The organism is Pseudomonas sp. EYE_354 (genome assembly GCF_023148575.1).
GTDB lineage: Bacteria > Pseudomonadota > Gammaproteobacteria > Pseudomonadales > Pseudomonadaceae > Aquipseudomonas.
Genome location: NZ_JAHXNQ010000001.1, coordinates 434,798 through 451,739, shown reverse-complemented (window position 1 = coordinate 451,739; position 16,942 = coordinate 434,798). Strand labels below are relative to the sequence as shown.

General features: G+C 60.9%; 14 protein-coding genes. 11 read left to right on the top strand and 3 right to left on the bottom strand.

The window, feature by feature from the left end:
- Window positions 1-257 precede the first annotated feature (257 nt).
- The 11 genes from KZX66_RS02095 to KZX66_RS02045 all read left to right on the top strand — a co-directional run bounded on the left by KZX66_RS02095 (window position 258) and on the right by KZX66_RS02045 (window position 12,568).
- Complete coding sequence (locus KZX66_RS02095; RefSeq protein ID WP_248075669.1) at window positions 258-1,112, top strand: MIP/aquaporin family protein; 855 nt, start codon at window positions 258-260, stop codon at window positions 1,110-1,112.
- A 77-nt stretch (window positions 1,113-1,189) separates the two neighbouring features.
- The gene (gene glpK / locus KZX66_RS02090) at window positions 1,190-2,695 is read left to right on the top strand and encodes a glycerol kinase GlpK (RefSeq protein ID WP_248075667.1); all 1,506 of its coding nucleotides are present in this window, start codon (window positions 1,190-1,192) and stop codon (window positions 2,693-2,695) included.
- Window positions 2,696-2,790: 95 nt separating this feature from the next.
- Window positions 2,791-3,546: a DeoR/GlpR family transcriptional regulator gene (locus tag KZX66_RS02085; protein WP_027604598.1), complete on the top strand. Its 756-nt coding sequence runs from the start codon at window positions 2,791-2,793 to the stop codon at window positions 3,544-3,546.
- A gap of 223 nt (window positions 3,547-3,769) precedes the next feature.
- A complete protein-coding gene (gene glpD, locus KZX66_RS02080) occupies window positions 3,770-5,308 on the top strand; it encodes a glycerol-3-phosphate dehydrogenase (RefSeq protein WP_248075665.1) in 1,539 nt (512 codons plus the stop codon).
- A 311-nt stretch (window positions 5,309-5,619) separates the two neighbouring features.
- A complete protein-coding gene (locus KZX66_RS02075) occupies window positions 5,620-6,546 on the top strand; it encodes a glutamate/aspartate ABC transporter substrate-binding protein (protein WP_248075656.1) in 927 nt (308 codons plus the stop codon).
- Window positions 6,547-6,740: 194 nt separating this feature from the next.
- The gene (locus KZX66_RS02070; RefSeq protein ID WP_122773606.1) at window positions 6,741-7,487 is read left to right on the top strand and encodes an amino acid ABC transporter permease; all 747 of its coding nucleotides are present in this window, start codon (window positions 6,741-6,743) and stop codon (window positions 7,485-7,487) included.
- A complete protein-coding gene (locus KZX66_RS02065; RefSeq protein ID WP_248075654.1) occupies window positions 7,487-8,158 on the top strand; it encodes an ABC transporter permease subunit in 672 nt (223 codons plus the stop codon). Before KZX66_RS02070 ends, KZX66_RS02065 begins: the two co-directional genes overlap by 1 nt.
- A complete protein-coding gene (locus KZX66_RS02060; protein ID WP_017526340.1) occupies window positions 8,155-8,889 on the top strand; it encodes an amino acid ABC transporter ATP-binding protein in 735 nt (244 codons plus the stop codon). Before KZX66_RS02065 ends, KZX66_RS02060 begins: the two co-directional genes overlap by 4 nt.
- 93 nt (window positions 8,890-8,982) lie before the next feature.
- Window positions 8,983-10,884 carry a sensor histidine kinase gene (locus KZX66_RS02055; RefSeq protein ID WP_248075652.1) on the top strand — a complete coding sequence of 634 codons (1,902 nt, stop codon included), beginning with the start codon at window positions 8,983-8,985 and terminating at the stop codon, window positions 10,882-10,884.
- Window positions 10,881-12,230 carry a sigma-54 dependent transcriptional regulator gene (locus KZX66_RS02050; RefSeq protein ID WP_282445770.1) on the top strand — a complete coding sequence of 450 codons (1,350 nt, stop codon included), beginning with the start codon at window positions 10,881-10,883 and terminating at the stop codon, window positions 12,228-12,230. Before KZX66_RS02055 ends, KZX66_RS02050 begins: the two co-directional genes overlap by 4 nt.
- An 8-nt stretch (window positions 12,231-12,238) precedes the next feature.
- Window positions 12,239-12,568, top strand: coding sequence for a GlpM family protein (locus KZX66_RS02045; protein ID WP_248076027.1), 330 nt, complete (start codon window positions 12,239-12,241; stop codon window positions 12,566-12,568).
- Window positions 12,569-12,602: 34 nt separating this feature from the next.
- On the opposite strand, the gene KZX66_RS02040 is transcribed toward KZX66_RS02045, so the two are convergent.
- From KZX66_RS02040 to KZX66_RS02030, 3 genes are read right to left on the bottom strand one after another with little or no spacing between them, the layout of a single operon-like run.
- A complete protein-coding gene (locus KZX66_RS02040; RefSeq protein ID WP_248075650.1) occupies window positions 12,603-14,003 on the bottom strand; it encodes a sigma-54 dependent transcriptional regulator in 1,401 nt (466 codons plus the stop codon).
- Window positions 13,993-15,762: a HAMP domain-containing sensor histidine kinase gene (locus KZX66_RS02035; RefSeq protein WP_248075648.1), complete on the bottom strand. Its 1,770-nt coding sequence runs from the start codon at window positions 15,760-15,762 to the stop codon at window positions 13,993-13,995. The genes KZX66_RS02040 and KZX66_RS02035 overlap by 11 nt, the downstream gene beginning before the upstream one ends.
- The gene (locus KZX66_RS02030; RefSeq protein ID WP_248075646.1) at window positions 15,762-16,886 is read right to left on the bottom strand and encodes a GNAT family N-acetyltransferase; all 1,125 of its coding nucleotides are present in this window, start codon (window positions 16,884-16,886) and stop codon (window positions 15,762-15,764) included. The genes KZX66_RS02035 and KZX66_RS02030 overlap by 1 nt, the downstream gene beginning before the upstream one ends.
- Window positions 16,887-16,942: the final 56 nt, after the last annotated feature.

Genomic DNA, 16,942 nt, shown 5'->3' with positions numbered 1-16,942 from the left:
ATTTATCCAATTACGCCAGCTCATGCAAAGCGTGATCATTCATCAAACCAATAGTTTGAAAGTGACCAATAGTTCACTTTCGACCTTTGACAGCGGTCATTCTTGTCTATATTTTTTCGTTTCCGAATGCTGTAGGAATATGTCCACAGCAATCCAGCAGTAAGCTGTGCCTTGGATGGGGATCCAAGTCACGGTGAAAATCGCGCAACAACCCGTTGAGGTCGTGCGCCAGACAAGAACAACAATCGAGGTTTTCCATGACAACTGCTCTTCAACAGCCCTCCCTTTCGAGCCAATGCATGGCCGAGTTCCTCGGGACTGCGCTTCTGATCTTTTTCGGTACCGGATGCGTGGCTGCGCTCAAGGTCGCGGGTGCCAGCTTTGGTTTATGGGAAATCAGCATCATCTGGGGGATCGGCGTCAGCATGGCGATCTACCTGAGCGCAGGCATTTCCGGGGCGCACCTCAACCCGGCCGTCAGCATCGCGCTGTGCCTGTTCGCCGACTTCGACAAGCGCAAACTGCCGTTCTATATCCTCGCCCAGGTGGCCGGTGCTTTCTGCTCGGCCGCCCTGGTGTACACGCTCTACAGCAACCTGTTTTTCGATTACGAACAAACCCACCATCTGGTGCGCGGCACCCAAGCCAGCCTGGAGTTGGCGTCGGTGTTCTCCACGTACCCGCACGCCCTGTTGAGCACGGCCCAGGCGTTTCTGGTGGAAATGGTCATCACCGCCATACTGATGGGCGTGATCATGGCCCTGACCGATGACAACAACGGCTTGCCACGCGGCCCGTTGGCGCCCCTGCTGATCGGCCTGCTGATTGCCGTAATCGGCAGCGCCATGGGCCCATTGACCGGCTTTGCGATGAACCCGGCGCGGGATTTCGGGCCCAAGCTGATGACCTTTTTCGCTGGCTGGGGTGAAATGGCCTTTACCGGCGGCCGCGATATTCCTTACTTCCTGGTGCCGATTTTCGCGCCGATTGTGGGCGCATGCCTTGGCGCGGCGGCCTACCGCGGGCTGATAGCCCGTCACCTGCCAAGCGCCGCACCTGCTATAGATGAAACACCTGACACGGCTGTCAACGGCAACACCCGTATTTCCTGATAGCGCCGGCCTGGCCCTCCTGCCCTTTGAGGCCCAGGCTGATTCTGACTTCCTTATTTTCGTGCAAGGCAATCGACATGACCGACCTTCAGAATAAGAACTACATCATTGCTCTGGACCAAGGCACCACCAGTTCCCGGGCGATCATCTTTGATCGTGACGCCAACGTGGTGTGCACCGCCCAACGTGAATTTGCCCAGCACTACCCACAGGCTGGCTGGGTTGAACACGACCCGATGGAAATCTTCGCCACCCAAAGCGCGGTGATGGTCGAAGCCCTGGCCCAGGCCGGTCTGCACCACGACCAGGTCGCGGCCATCGGCATCACCAATCAGCGCGAAACCACCGTGGTATGGGACAAGGTCACCGGCCGCCCGATCTACAACGCTATCGTCTGGCAGTGCCGCCGCAGCACGGAGATCTGCCAGCAGCTCAAGCGCGACGGCCACGAAGCGTACATCAGCGACACCACCGGCCTGGTCACCGACCCGTACTTCTCCGGCACCAAACTCAAGTGGATCCTGGACAACGTCGAAGGCAGCCGTGAACGCGCGCGCAACGGCGAGCTGTTGTTCGGCACCGTCGACAGCTGGCTGATCTGGAAATTTACCGGCGGCAAGACCCACGTCACCGACTACACCAACGCCTCGCGCACCATGCTCTTCAACATCCACACCCTGGAGTGGGACAGCAGGATGCTGGAGATCCTCGATATCCCGCGGGAAATGTTGCCGGAAGTGAAGTCTTCTTCGGAAATCTACGGCCGCACCAAAAGCGGCATCGCCATCGGCGGCATCGCAGGTGACCAGCAAGCCGCGCTGTTCGGCCAAATGTGCGTTGAAGCCGGCCAGGCCAAGAACACCTACGGCACCGGCTGCTTCCTGCTGATGAACACCGGCGACAAAGCGGTGAAATCCAAGCACGGCATGCTCACCACCATCGCCTGCGGCCCGCGCGGCGAAGTGGCGTACGCCCTGGAAGGCGCCGTTTTCAACGGCGGCTCCACGGTGCAGTGGCTGCGTGACGAGCTGAAAATCATCAACGACGCCCATGACACCGAATATTTTGCCGGCAAGGTCAAAGACAGCAACGGCGTGTATCTGGTCCCGGCCTTCACCGGCCTGGGCGCGCCCTACTGGGACCCCTACGCCCGTGGCGCGCTGTTCGGCCTGACTCGCGGCGTACGCGTGGATCACATTATTCGCGCAGCCCTGGAGTCGATTGCCTACCAGACCCGCGACGTGCTCGACGCCATGCAGCAGGACTCCGGTGAACGCCTCAAAGCCCTGCGGGTGGACGGCGGTGCAGTGGCCAACAACTTCCTGATGCAATTCCAGGCCGACATCCTCGGCACCCAGGTGGAGCGCCCGCAAATGCGCGAAACCACGGCACTCGGCGCTGCCTACCTGGCCGGGCTGGCCTGCGGCTTCTGGGGCAGCCTGGATGAATTGCGTGGCAAGGCGGTGATCGAGCGCGAATTCGAACCTCAACTTGATGAAGCGGCCAAAGAAAAACTCTACGCTGGCTGGCAAAAAGCGGTCAGCCGCACCCGCGATTGGGAGCCCCACGAAGGCGCCGAATAAGCCATGCGCAGGACCTGCTTAGGGTTGTAACTGGCAGGGAGCCGATTCCTGGGTCATCATGGGCCACTTTTGTATGGCAGCCCAAAGGACGCCCCATGAATCTGCCTCCCCGCCAGCAACAAATCCTCGAACTGGTCCGCGAACGCGGCTACGTCAGTATCGAGGAAATGGCGCAGCTGTTCGTTGTCACCCCGCAAACCATCCGCCGCGATATCAACCAGTTGGCGGACGCCAATCTGCTGCGCCGCTACCACGGCGGCGCGGCCTATGACTCCAGTGTCGAAAACACCGCATACGCCATGCGTGCCGACCAGATGCGCGACGAGAAACAGCGCATCGGCGAAGCCATCGCCGCACAAATTCCCGATCACGCCTCGCTGTTCATCAATATCGGCACCACCACCGAATCCATCGCGCGTGCGCTGCTCAACCACAACCACCTGAAAATCATCACCAACAACCTCAACGTCGCCACCATGCTCAGCGCCAAGGACGACTTCGACGTGCTGCTCACCGGCGGTAACGTCAGGCGTGACGGCGGCGTGGTCGGCCAGGCCAGCGTCGACTTCATCAACCAGTTCAAGGTCGACTTTGCCCTGGTGGGCATCAGTGGTATCGACGAGGACGGCAGCCTGCTCGACTTCGATTATCAGGAAGTGCGGGTCTCCCAGGCGATCATCGCCAATGCGCGCCAGGTGATCCTCGCGGCCGACTCCAGCAAATTCGGGCGCAATGCCATGATTCGCCTGGGGCCGATCAGCCTGGTGGACTGTCTGGTGACTGACCAGGAGCCGGTGCCGGCGCTGGTGCAGTTGTTGAATCAACACAAGGTTCGTCTGGAAGTCGTGTAACGCCCGCCCGGAAGCCATCGGGGGTTTACCCCCGATGGCGATTTATCCAGCGCCTTTTTCTTGAGCCCTCCCCAGGCCCATGTTCATAAATTTTCCTTTTCCCGCCCTTCGATCAGTTTTTTCAATCGAAGTCAGCTGGCTGTGCCCGCATTTATCAGCTACCATTTTCGAAAATGAACATTAATGTTCGAATTCCAATACGAAAAAATCGCGAGGCCAGCCGATGAACCCTTCTACCTTGCCTGCTCCACCGCTTGCCGAAGTCTATGACGTTGCCGTAATCGGCGGCGGGATCAATGGCGTCGGCATTGCAGCAGATGCAGCCGGTCGCGGTTTGTCGGTATTCCTTTGCGAAAAGGATGACTTGGCCAGCCATACCTCCTCCGCCAGCAGCAAGCTGATTCACGGCGGCCTGCGTTATTTGGAACATTATGAATTCCGCCTGGTGCGCGAGGCCCTGGCCGAACGCGAAGTGCTGCTGGCCAAGGCGCCGCATATCGTCAAGCAGATGCGTTTTGTATTACCGCACCGTCCGCACCTGCGCCCAGCGTGGATGATTCGTGCCGGCCTGTTCCTTTACGATCATCTGGGCAAGCGCGAAAAACTCGCCGGCTCCAAAAGCCTCAAGTTCGGCGCAGACAGCCCGCTGAAAAGCGAAATCACCAAGGGTTTCGAATACTCCGACTGCTGGGTCGATGACGCACGTCTCGTGGTGCTCAACGCCATGGCCGCCCGCGAAAAAGGTGCACATATCCACACCCAGACCCGCTGCGTCAGCGCGCACCGCAGCAACGGCATGTGGGACATGAACATGGAACGCGCCGACGGCAGCTTGTTTTCGATCCGCGCTCGCGCACTGGTGAACGCCGCAGGCCCATGGGTCGCCAAGTTCATCAAGGACGACCTCAAGCTGGACTCTCCCTACGGCATCCGCCTGATCCAGGGCAGCCATCTGATCGTGCCGAAACTGTACGAAGGCGCCCACGCACACATCCTGCAGAACGAAGATCAGCGCATCGTGTTCACCATTCCGTACCTGGACGACCTGACTATCATCGGCACCACGGACCGCGAATACACCGGCGACCCGGCGAAAGTGGCGATCACCGAAGGCGAAACCGACTACATGCTCAAGGTGGTCAACGCGCACTTCAAAAAGCAACTGAGCCGCGACGACATCGTGCATACCTACTCCGGCGTGCGCCCGCTGTGCAACGACGAGTCGGACAACCCCTCTGCCATCACCCGCGACTACACCCTGTCGCTGTCCGGTGGCACCGGCGAAGCGCCAATCCTGTCGGTGTTCGGCGGCAAGCTCACCACCTACCGCAAGCTCGCCGAATCGGCGATGGCCCAACTGGCGCCGTATTTCACCCAAATGCGCCCCAGTTGGACCGGCAACGCCAGCCTGCCGGGCGGTGAAGACATGACCACACCAGAAGCCCTGGTCGAGGCCATTCGCGCCAAATTCGACTGGGTACCGAGCGACATCGCGCGCCGCTGGTCCACCACCTATGGCAGCCGAACCTGGCGTCTGCTCGAAGGCGTGCAATCGCTGGCTGACCTCGGCGACCACTTGGGTGGTGGCCTGTACACCCGCGAAGTCGACTACCTGTGCGCCGAGGAGTGGGCCACCCAACCTCAGGACGTGCTGTGGCGGCGTACCAAGCTCGGCCTGTCCACCACCGAGCAGGAACAGGACAACCTGCAACGTTACCTGTCAAAGGTTGAGCAGAATCGCAGCAAGACCCAGGCTGCCTGAAAGCCTCTTCCTACAAAAGCCCCTGTGCCGTGAGGTCCAGGGGCTTTTTGTACAGGGTGCTATTCGGTTTTCCGAACGCCACACCCTCGATTGGTCGGTTTGCCGGACCACCGAGCTGCCGAATTCTCGTCATACAAATTTAATATCGATATAAATCATAGGTTTAACCTTTTGCTTCCGGTCTGGCACGACTCATGCTCTACACTTCTGGACGATTGCCTGAGATGCCTCAGGAGCCGTCACGGGCATTCGCTGTACAACAGAGCCGTTTAGCCGGCTTCATAAAAAAAACAAATGTCGAGGAAGTATTGATGCGCATCGTTCCCCATATCCTGGGCGCAGCTATCGCTGCTGCTCTGATCAGCACTCCAGTTTTTGCCGCCGAACTCACCGGCACACTGAAGAAAATCAACGACTCCGGCACCATCACCCTCGGGCACCGCGACAGTTCCATTCCGTTTTCCTATATCGCGGATGGTTCGGGCAAACCGGTGGGCTACTCCCACGACATTCAGCTGGCCATCGTTGAAGCCCTGAAAAAAGACCTGAACAAACCTGATCTGCAGGCCAAGTACAACCTGGTCACCTCGCAGACCCGTATTCCGTTGGTCCAGAACGGCACCGTCGATATCGAGTGCGGTTCCACCACCAACAACGCCGAACGCGCCCAGCAAGTCGCGTTCACCACCAACATCTTCGAAATCGGCACCCGTCTGCTGGTCAAGAAAGATAAAGATGGCAAGCCAAGCTACGCCGACTTCGCCGACCTCAAAGGCAAGAACGTCGTAACCACCGCCGGCACCACGTCCGAGCGCATCATCAAAGCGATGAACGCCGACAAGCAGATGGGCATGAATGTCATCTCCGCCAAAGACCACGGCGAATCCTTCCAGATGCTCGAAAGCGGCCGCGCCGTTGCGTTCATGATGGACGACGCCCTGCTGGCCGGTGAAGAAGCCAAGGCCAAGAAGCCGGCGGACTGGGTCATCACCGGTACTCCCCAGTCGTTCGAAGCCTACGCATGCATGGTTCGTAAAGACGACCCAGCCTTCAAAAAGGCAGTGGATGACGCCATCGTGGGCCTGTACAAATCCGGCGAGATCAACAAGATCTACGCCAAGTGGTTCGAAACCGCGATCCCACCAAAAGGCCTGAACCTCAACTTCCCGATGAGCGACAAGGTCAAGGAACTGATCAAGAACCCGACCGACAAGCCGGCGCCTGACGTAAAAATCTGATTCCTGACTAACCTTATCGCCTGGGGGAGCCAACCCTTCCTCAGGCGTCTGTTACTACCTGCTGGCTTTAACTTGGAACACTCGACCTGGCGGTTTTCGAGCCGATCGCGTGTGCCTGACGCTCATCGTCAGGCGGGAATGGATTTTCCCCAAGCGGGTGCTTGTACATCGATCGATTTCGAGGGGAGACCCTAATGAATTACAACTGGGACTGGGGCGTGTTCTTCAAGTCCACCGGCGTTGGCAGCGAGACTTATCTCGACTGGTACATCGCCGGCCTGGGCTGGACCATCGCCATCGCTGTCGTGGCATGGATTATCGCCTTGCTGCTGGGCTCCATTCTGGGGGTCATGCGCACCGTGCCAAACCGTATCGTGGCGGGCATCGCGACCTGCTACGTGGAACTGTTTCGTAACGTGCCGCTGCTGGTTCAGCTGTTCATCTGGTATTTCCTGATACCCGACCTGCTGCCGCAGAACCTGCAGGACTGGTACAAACAAGACCTGAACCCCACCACCTCGGCCTACCTGAGCGTCGTCGTGTGCCTGGGCCTGTTCACCGCCGCCCGTGTGTGCGAGCAGGTACGCACCGGTATCCAGGCGCTGCCGCGGGGCCAAGAGGCTGCTGCGCGCGCCATGGGCTTCAAGCTGCCGCAGATCTACTGGAACGTGCTGCTGCCTCAGGCTTACCGCATCATCATTCCGCCGCTTACCTCCGAATTCCTCAACGTGTTCAAGAACTCCTCCGTGGCGTCCTTGATCGGCTTGATGGAGCTGCTGGCGCAAACCAAGCAGACCGCCGAGTTCTCGGCCAACCTGTTTGAGGCCTTCACCCTGGCCACGCTGATCTACTTCACCCTGAACATGAGCCTGATGCTGCTGATGCGCATGGTCGAGAAGAAAGTCGCAGTGCCGGGCCTGATCTCCGTGGGGGGTAAATAATGGAACTCGATTTCAGCGGCATCATCCCCGCCCTCCCAGGCCTGTGGAACGGCATGGTCATGACCTTGAAGCTGATGGTCATGGGCGTGGTCGGCGGTATCGCGCTGGGCACGGTCCTGGCGCTGATGCGCCTGTCGTCCAACAAACTGCTGTCGCGTCTGGCCGGCGCCTACGTGAACTACTTCCGTTCGATCCCCCTGCTGTTGGTGATCACCTGGTTCTACCTGGCGGTACCCTTCGTGCTGCGCTGGATCACCGGTGAAGACACCCCGATCGGTGCGTTCGCTTCTTGCGTCGTGGCGTTCATGATGTTCGAAGCTGCGTACTTCTGTGAAATCGTGCGGGCCGGCGTACAGTCGATCCCCAAGGGCCAGATGGGCGCGGCGCAAGCGATGGGCATGACCTATGGCCAGACCATGCGCCTGATCATCCTGCCCCAGGCGTTCCGCAAGATGACCCCGTTGCTGCTGCAACAGAGCATCATCCTGTTCCAGGACACCTCGCTGGTCTACACCGTGGGCCTGGTGGACTTCCTCAACTCCGCCCGCTCCAACGGCGACATCATCGGCCGCTCCAATGAGTTCCTGATCTTCGCCGGTGTCGTCTACTTCATCATCAGCTTTTCCGCCTCGCTGCTGGTCAAGCGTCTGCAAAAAAGGTTTGCCGTATGATCTCTATCAAGAACATCAACAAGTGGTATGGCGACTTCCAGGTGCTGACCGATTGCAGCACTGATGTCAAAAAAGGCGAAGTGATCGTGGTGTGCGGGCCGTCGGGCTCGGGTAAGTCCACCCTGATCAAGTGCGTCAACGCGCTGGAACCGTTCCAGAAAGGTGACATCGTGGTCGACGGCACCTCCATCGCCGACCCGAAGACCAACCTGCCGAAACTGCGCTCGCGCGTGGGCATGGTGTTCCAGCACTTCGAACTGTTCCCGCACCTGACCATCACCGAAAACCTGACCATCGCGCAGATCAAGGTGTTGGGCCGCAGCAAGGAAGAGGCCACCAAGAAAGGCCTGCAACTGCTTGAGCGCGTAGGCCTGTCGGCACATGCCCACAAGCACCCCGGCCAACTCTCCGGCGGTCAGCAGCAACGGGTGGCGATTGCCCGCGCCCTGGCCATGGACCCGATCGTCATGCTGTTCGACGAACCGACCTCGGCCCTGGACCCGGAAATGGTCAACGAAGTGCTGGACGTGATGGTGCAACTGGCCCAGGAAGGCATGACCATGATGTGCGTGACCCACGAAATGGGCTTTGCCCGCAAAGTGGCCGACCGCGTGATCTTCATGGATGCGGGCAAGATCATCGAAGACTGCCCGAAAGAAGAGTTCTTCGGCGACATCAGCGCCCGCTCCGAACGTGCCCAGCACTTCCTCGAGAAAATCCTGCAGCACTAAGTACCAGACAGCTCCCACTGTAGAAACATGGCCAATGTGGGAGGGGCAAGCCCCCTCCCACCTGGCAGCTCTGGTTGACCCAAGGCATCTGTGATGAAATGCGACCCCAACCAATTTCGCGCCGCACCGCCATCACTTGCCGTGAAACCTCGTCTGATTCGCCAACTGTTCCTGCCGCCGTTGATCATCGCCCTGATGATCGGCCTGGGTTATATCGGCTTCTGGATCAGCGAGTACTACGGCATCCGCACCCTCAGCGACAATGGCGAACGCCAGCTGGAGCTGCATGCCCGCACCGTCGAAAGTGAAATCAGCAAATACACCTACCTGCCCAGCCTGCTGGAGCTGGAGTCCAGCGTCTCGCAGTTGCTGGCCGAGCCGGACCAGGGCGTGCGGCAAACCGTCAACGATTACCTCGAAGGCCTGAACCGACGCAGTCGCAGCCGGGCCATCTACGTGATGGACACCACCGGTCGCGTACTGGCCACCAGTAACTGGCGCGATGCCGACAGTTACCAAGGTGAAGACCTGTCCTTTCGCGCCTATTTCCAGAACGCCGTGCGCGGCCGTCCCGGGCGCTTCTACGGCATCGGCAGTACCAACGGCGAGCCTGGCTACTACCTGGCCCACGGCCTGGAAGAGCACGGCAAGATCATCGGCGTGGCCGTGGTCAAAGTGCGCCTCGAAGCCCTGGAAGAACGCTGGCAACGTGCGCGTCTCGAAGCCTTTGTAAGCGACGAGAACGGCATCATCATCCTCTCCAGCGACCCGGCGCGCCGTCTCAAGGCGGTGCGACCGCTGAGCGATGAGACCAAAGAACGTCTGGCCCACAGCCTGCAATATTACTGGGCCACATTGAACGAGCTGGAACCCCTGGCCCGCGAGCGCCTGAACGAACGCAGCGAAAAACTGACCTTCCCGGCCAACAGCGAAGTGGTCAACGACGAGCACGAAGTCAGTTACCTGGCGCAAACCCGCCCGCTCAACGACACACCGTGGAATTTTACCCTGCTCACCCCGCTCAACGACCTGCGCCGCGCCGCCATCAACCAGGGCATCCTGGTGGCGGTAGCCTTTGGCTTGGTGGCCTTCTTGCTGATTGCCTGGAACGAGCGACGCAAGGTCATCGCCACCCGCCTCGCCGCGCGGGAAGCCTTGCAGGAAGCCAACAGCCAGCTGGAGCGACGCATCACCGAACGCACCGCCGACCTGCGCGCCAGCAACGAACGGCTCAAGGGCCAGATCCGCGAACGCCGCCAGGCCGAAGAAACCCTGCGCCGTGCCCAGGACGAACTGGTACAGGCCGGTAAACTTGCGGCCATTGGTCAGATGTCCACCAGCATCGCCCATGAACTGAACCAACCGCTGGCCGCGCTGCGCACCTTGTCCGGCAATACCGTGCGCTTCCTCGAGCGCGGTGCGCTGGACACCGCCAGCGCCAACCTCAAGACCATCAACGAACTGATCGACCGCATGGGCCGCATCACCGCCAGCCTGCGCTCCTTCGCCCGGCGCGGCGATGATCAGGGCGAAGCCAGCCTCGTCAAGGCCGTGGACGCCGCGTTCCAGGTGCTCGGCGCGCGCCTGGACAGCCTGCCGCTGACCCTGCATCGCAACTTCACACCGGCCCAATTGCAGATCGACCAGACACGCCTGGAGCAGATCCTGGTCAACCTGATCGGCAACGCCCTCGACGCCATGCAGGCGCAACCGGCCCCCGAACTCTGGCTGGAAGGCAGCAGCAACGAAGGCAAATATCGCCTGTGCGTACGCGACAATGGCCACGGCATCGACCCCGAGGCGCGCAAGCATTTGTTCGAACCGTTCTTCACCACCAAACCCGGTGAGCAAGGCCTGGGCCTTGGCCTCACCCTGTCCGCCAGCCTCGCGGCCGCCACCGGCGGCAATCTGGCCGTGGAACACCCGGCCAGTGGTGGTACCGCCTTTGTCCTGAGCCTGCCGTTGGCGGGCGCTCATTTAGCTGAGTCGACATGAATATAGACGCGACAGCCCCTGCCAATGACCTCACCGTGCTGATCGTCGAAGACGACCCCCATGTGCTGCTCGGCTGCCAGCAAGCCCTGGCCCTGGAAGACATCCACAGCGTGGGCGTGGGCAGTGCCGAAGAGGCGCTCAAGCGCATCGGCGAGAACTTCGCCGGCATTGTGATCAGCGATATTCGCCTGCCGGGCATCGACGGCCTGGAGCTGCTCACCCGCCTCAAGGCCCTGGATAAAAGCCTGCCGGTGGTGCTGATCACCGGGCATGGCGATATCTCCATGGCCGTCGGCGCGATGCGCAATGGCGCTTACGATTTCATGGAAAAACCCTTCTCCCCGGAACGCCTGGTGGAGGTCGCCCGGCGCGCCCTCGAACAACGCGGGCTGGCGCGGGAAGTCTGGTCGCTGCGCCGCCAGTTGGCCGAGCGTGACTCCCTGGAAGGCCGCATCATCGGTCGCTCGCCGGCCATGCAGAACCTGCGCGAACTGATCGCCAACGTCGCCGACACCTCGGCCAACGTGCTGATCGAAGGTGAAACCGGCACCGGCAAGGAACTGGTCGCCCGCTGCCTGCATGATTTCAGTCGGCGCCACGCGCACCAGTTCGTCGCCCTCAACTGCGGTGGCCTGCCGGAGAACCTGTTCGAAAGCGAGATTTTCGGCCACGAAGCCAACGCCTTCACCGGCGCGGGCAAGCGGCGCATCGGCAAGATCGAACACGCCCACGAAGGCACGCTGTTCCTCGATGAAGTGGAAAGCATGCCGATCAACCTGCAGATCAAATTGCTGCGGGTGTTGCAGGAACGCACATTGGAACGCCTGGGCTCGAACCAAAGCGTGGCCGTGGACTGCCGAGTGATCGCCGCCACCAAGTCGGACCTCGACGAACTGAGCCGCGCCAGCCAGTTCCGCAGCGACCTGTATTACCGCCTCAATGTGGTCACCCTGGAACTGCCGCCCCTGCGCGAGCGCCGTGAAGACATTCTGCAGCTGTTCGAACACTTCCTGCAGCAGTCATCCCTGCGTTTTGACCGAACCGTGCCGGAGCTGGACAACCAGACCCTGTCCAGCCTGATGAGCCACGACTGGCCCGGCAACGTGCGCGAACTGCGCAACGTCGCCGAGCGTTTCGCCCTGGGCCTGCCCGCCTTCAAGAAAAGCGGCGCCAGCAGCGGCAGCCACGGCCTGGCCTTTACCGAAGCGGTGGAAGCCTTTGAACGCAACCTGCTCAGCGACGCCCTGCAACGCAGCGGCGGCAACCTGACCCAGGCCAGCCAGGAACTGGGCATGGCCAAGACCACCCTGTTCGACAAGGTCAAGAAATACGGGTTGGGCCACTGATGGATTTATTGCTGAAGGCCGCCCTCGGCGCGGCGGTGGTGCTGATCCTGGCGGCGTTGGCCAAGACCAAAAACTACTACATCGCAGGCTTGGTGCCGCTGTTCCCCACCTTCGCACTGATCGCCCACTACATCGTCGGCAAGGGCCGCTCGGTCGAAGACTTGAAGACCACGATCCTGTTCGGGATGTGGTCGATCATTCCGTACTTTGTGTATTTGGCGACGTTGTATGTGATGGTGGACCGGATGCGGCTGGAGGCGTCTTTAGCGATTGCGGCGGTCGCTTGGCTGATGGCCGCAACGCTATTGGTGAGCATCTGGGTGCGCATCCACACCTGACCCACCACGCTCCCCCGCTTTTGTCCCGACTGACTCAGCGGACGATCTTGTCCACCTGAATCCCCAGCTTCTTCAAGCGATACCAAAAGCTGCGCTCCGAGATCCCGATCTTCGCCGCCGCCGCTGCCTGCACCCCATTGCTCTCCTGCAGCGCTGCCAGAATATAAGCCTTCTCCACCTCCGCCAGCGCCGCATCCAGGTCCTGCGGAATCCCCGGCCCCTCGCTCAGGATCGCCGCCACCCCGCCCTCTCCGTTCGGTTTGGACGCAAACAGGTAACCCGGCAAATCGATGTCTTCGATCACTGGTGACGCCGCGACGATGGTCGCGCGCTCCACACAGTTTTGCAGCTCGCGGATATTGCCCGGCCAGTGGTACGCCGCCATCGCCTGCAAAGCCTCGGGGCTGAACCCGGTGATGCGCTTGCCGGCGGTGGCGCTGAGGGTGTGGGCGAAGTGGCGTGCCAGCGGCGCGATGTCTTCCACGCGCTCGCGCAAGGCCGGCAGCGGGATCGGAAACACGTTGAGGCGGTAATACAGGTCTTCGCGAAATTCCTTGTTGGCCACCGCGTCCAACAGGTTTTTGTTGGTGGCCGCAATCACCCGCACGTCCACCTTGCGCTCGCGAGGGTCGCCCACCGGCTCGATCACGCGCTCCTGCAAAGCGCGCAGGATTTTGGCTTGCAGGGCCAGGGGCATGTCGCCCACTTCGTCGAGAAACAACGTGCCCTTGTCCGCTTGCATAAAGCGTCCGACCCGGTCGGCCACGGCGCCGGTAAACGCACCTTTACGATGGCCGAACATCTCGCTTTCCAGCAGGCCTTCGGGGATCGCCGCGCAGTTGACCGCCACGAAGGGTTGGTCTGCACGGCTGCCGTGCTTGTGAATCGCGCGGGCGACCATTTCCTTGCCGGTGCCGCTTTCACCGGTCAGCAGGATGGTGGCGCTGCTGTCACGCACCGAGTCCACCGCTTGCAGCACCTTGCGAAACGCTGGACTGTCACCCACCAGGCTGTCGAACTGCGCATGGGCGTCCAACTCGGCGCGCAAGCGTGCGTTGTCGCGCATGATGTCGCGAAACTGCAGGGCCTTGGCCACGGTGATGTCCAGCTCGTCAATGTCGAACGGTTTGGCGATGTAGTCGTAGGCGCCGTTGCGCATCGACTGCACGGCATTTTTAACGGTGCTGTAGGCGGTCATCACAATGACCGGCACATGCGGGTAACGCACCTTGATCTCGGCCAGCAGCGCCGGCCCGTCCATGCCCGGCATGCGCCAGTCGCTGATCACCAGATCGATGTCTTCCTGCTCCAGCACCTTGAGCGCGTGCAGGCCGTTGCCGGCAATGAACACCTGGACGCCGTTCTGGCCCAGGGCCGATGCCAGCAGGTCACACAGCTTGGGTTCGTCGTCGACCACCAGAATGTTATGCGTCATGCGTGTCCTCGTCGTCTTCGCCAATCGCCGGAATGTACAGGCTGAAGGTGGCGCCTGCATCCTTCTCGCTGGCACATTCGATGCTGCCGTCGTGACTTTCCATGATCGAATAGACTTTAGCCAGCCCCAACCCCGTACCCGAGGCCTTGGTGGTGACAAAGGGCGTGAAGATGCGCTCGACCATCTCGGCGGCGATGCCCTGGCCGGTGTCGGCGATGCTGATCACGGTGTTGGCATCGACCGTGCGAATCGCCAGGGTCAGGCGTCCGCCGTCGGGCATCGCGTCGATGGCGTTGAGAATCAGGTTGAGGCAGGCCTGCTTGAGTTGTTTGGCATCGGCATAGATCGTCGCGCCAGGGGACTGGTCATCGAGCTGCGCATCAATGTTATGGCTCGCCAGTTCCGGCGCACAAAAACCGAGGATCTCCTCCACCAGCGGGCGCGCCGCCTGCAAAACGCGCAGCGGCGGGTTGGGTTTGGCGAAGTCGAGAAACTCGGTGATCAATTCGTTGATGCGGCTGACTTCGCTGATCACGTATTCCAGGTGGCGTTTGTCGCTGTCCGGCAAGTCGGCGCGGCGGTGCAGCAACTGAGTGGCGGTTTTAATAATACCCAGAGGGTTGCGGATCTCGTGGGCCAGGCCCATGGCCACTTCTCCCAGTGCGTGCAGGCGGTCACGGCGGCGCAACTGGGCCTCCAGGTGATGCAACTCCCCCAGGCGCTCGGTCATGTGGTTGAAGGTGCTGCTCAGTTGCGCCAGTTCGTCGCCACCGCTGACCGCCACGCGGTGGGTGTAGTTGCCGGAAATCACCGCGCCCACGCCCTGGGACAAATCCCGCAACGGCCGGGTCAGGCGACGTGACACCAATACCCCCGCCGCCAATGACAGCGCCGAGCTGAGCAAAAAGATCAGCACGAACAGGTTGCTCTGGTTGACCAGCCCCACCAGGCTGGTGTGGCGCAACAGGCCGCTGAAAATCACGCCTTGCAGGTCACCGGCATCACTGAAGATCGGCCAGTACAAGCCGCTGTAGTTATTGGTGAACTGCTCGCTGGGCTGGCGGGTGGCGCGCATGGCAGTCTCGACATTCTTGGGAATGCGCGACGGGTGGTCCTCGAAACGTTGAGTCGAGAAGATTTCCGAGAAGCCGTCCGGGTTGGCCAGGTACAGGCGCAGGTCGAGGGAATGCACATCGGCCACGCTGGTGAGGAAGCTGCTGTCCAGGTAGGTGGCCACCAACAACTGGTAGTCGACGCCGTCCTGGGTGGTGTCAAAAGTGGAGACCACAATACCGGTGCTCACCCCCGCCACTTGCACGGTCTGCAACACCGCATTGCTGGTCAGGCTGATCTGTTTGACGATGTCGTCGGAGGCGGTGCTGAACACGGTTTTGTGGTCGCTGACGCGGATCAGTGCGACCACGTCGATATCCGTGGCATCGGCGATATCCGCCGTCAACCGGTCGTGCTTGGCCGCTTGTTTGCTGGAAGGCGGGCTGGTGTAGCGCAGGAACAGTTTGGCCATGCGCGCGTTGTCATGAAGGATGTCGCCAATCTCGTCCTTGACGATCTTGGTCGACTCCTGCAGCCAGATGCGTACGTTGCTGTCGAAAATCTGCGACAGCGTGGTGGCCGCCAGCTCCGCGGCGATCATGGTGGGAATGACGCTGACCAACCAGAACGCCAGCACCAGCTTGCGCTGGACGCTCCAGCGTGAAATGGCGAAGGGGCGGGCTTTCTGGCGGGTCTTGGTGATCATCAGGTTTCGCTTATCGCAGCAGCCATGGCAGGGTCGGAACGGTCCGGTCGAATAAACAGTTTTACGAGCTTGAGCAGGCCGTTGACCAGCCGGTTGCGGTGGCGAAAAAACACATTGTTGCCCTGGAACTCGCAGCCCAGGCGCAGCTTACTGGCATACCCGGCCTGGCCGCACTCGTACAGCGCAATGTTGTGCTCAATACAGTAATCGACGTTGGTCAGCCAACTGCGGAAATACAGGTTGTAGTCGCGACTGAACGCCACGTCATGCCCGAAAAACTTGTCCACCAGCCGGTGTTCGTCCACCAGCATCAAGTTGAAAGCCACCAATTGCTCGTCCACCCAGTAAAGCGCACACACCGCCCGTGCTTCAAGGCGTTCGAGCACACCGGTGAAATAGCTCGCGGGCAAGCGTTCGAACTGCAACTCGGCGCGACTCAGCGTGGCCTCGTACAGGCGCATGACCTCGGGCAGCACGTCATCGATATTGCGCCGCCATTCCACCCGTGGGCCCGGCGCACGCAGTTTGCGGCGCAGGTCCTTGCGGGTGGATTTGCCCAGGGAGCCGAGGTAGGCGTCTACCGAGCCATAGGGCAACGGCAGCACACCGGTGGGCAGGCTCGGCATGGTCTGGAAACCGGCCGCGCGACAACTCTCCAGCCAGTGGGAATCGTTGCTCGGCGCGTCCTTGACCGCCACCAGGCCGATACCGAAGTCATCGGCATCGTGGCGCGCGACGTCCAGCACGTGCTTGAGCAACAGCGGGCGGCGCGACGTGGGAACGTGACCGGCAAAACCGGCATCACAGCGCTCGGCCACCGGCGAGCCGATGGCATACAGCCCCAATTGCAGGACGCCAGGCCACAGCCGCTCCAGGCGCTCGGTCAACCGCTTGCCCGCGCCGGACACCGTAGTGTCGAGGCGGTAATGGGTGATGAACGCCGGCGCGACCGCCACCAACGTTCCATCTTCGTAAACCGCGAGGTAGCGCCACTGAAAATCATCCATGGCGGCGTTTTCCACGGCGACGTAGTAGTCCCAGTCCTCCAATGCCCCCGGAAAACAGTCGTTCCAGGCACTGCGCTGGATGGCCCTTATGGTCGGGAAGGCTTGGGTGGTGATCACAGTTGCTTCCAATTGGCGTTCTTGTGGGGAAAAGGCTGTTTTGTGGTGAGCGGGGC

What these genes read in the sequence shown, in the direction of transcription:
- KZX66_RS02035 (WP_248075648.1), bottom strand. Translation starts at nt 15,762, where the DNA reads ATGATCACCAAGACCCGCCAGAAAGCCCGCCCCTTCGCCATTTCACGC.
- KZX66_RS02060 (WP_017526340.1), top strand. Translation starts at nt 8,155, where the DNA reads ATGATCTCTATCAAGAACATCAACAAGTGGTATGGCGACTTCCAGGTG.
- glpK (WP_248075667.1), top strand. Translation starts at nt 1,190, where the DNA reads ATGACCGACCTTCAGAATAAGAACTACATCATTGCTCTGGACCAAGGC.
- KZX66_RS02075 (WP_248075656.1), top strand. Translation starts at nt 5,620, where the DNA reads ATGCGCATCGTTCCCCATATCCTGGGCGCAGCTATCGCTGCTGCTCTG.
- glpD (WP_248075665.1), top strand. Translation starts at nt 3,770, where the DNA reads ATGAACCCTTCTACCTTGCCTGCTCCACCGCTTGCCGAAGTCTATGAC.
- KZX66_RS02050 (WP_282445770.1), top strand. Translation starts at nt 10,881, where the DNA reads ATGAATATAGACGCGACAGCCCCTGCCAATGACCTCACCGTGCTGATC.
- KZX66_RS02055 (WP_248075652.1), top strand. Translation starts at nt 8,983, where the DNA reads ATGAAATGCGACCCCAACCAATTTCGCGCCGCACCGCCATCACTTGCC.
- KZX66_RS02085 (WP_027604598.1), top strand. Translation starts at nt 2,791, where the DNA reads ATGAATCTGCCTCCCCGCCAGCAACAAATCCTCGAACTGGTCCGCGAA.
- KZX66_RS02070 (WP_122773606.1), top strand. Translation starts at nt 6,741, where the DNA reads ATGAATTACAACTGGGACTGGGGCGTGTTCTTCAAGTCCACCGGCGTT.
- KZX66_RS02040 (WP_248075650.1), bottom strand. Translation starts at nt 14,003, where the DNA reads ATGACGCATAACATTCTGGTGGTCGACGACGAACCCAAGCTGTGTGAC.
- KZX66_RS02065 (WP_248075654.1), top strand. Translation starts at nt 7,487, where the DNA reads ATGGAACTCGATTTCAGCGGCATCATCCCCGCCCTCCCAGGCCTGTGG.
- KZX66_RS02095 (WP_248075669.1), top strand. Translation starts at nt 258, where the DNA reads ATGACAACTGCTCTTCAACAGCCCTCCCTTTCGAGCCAATGCATGGCC.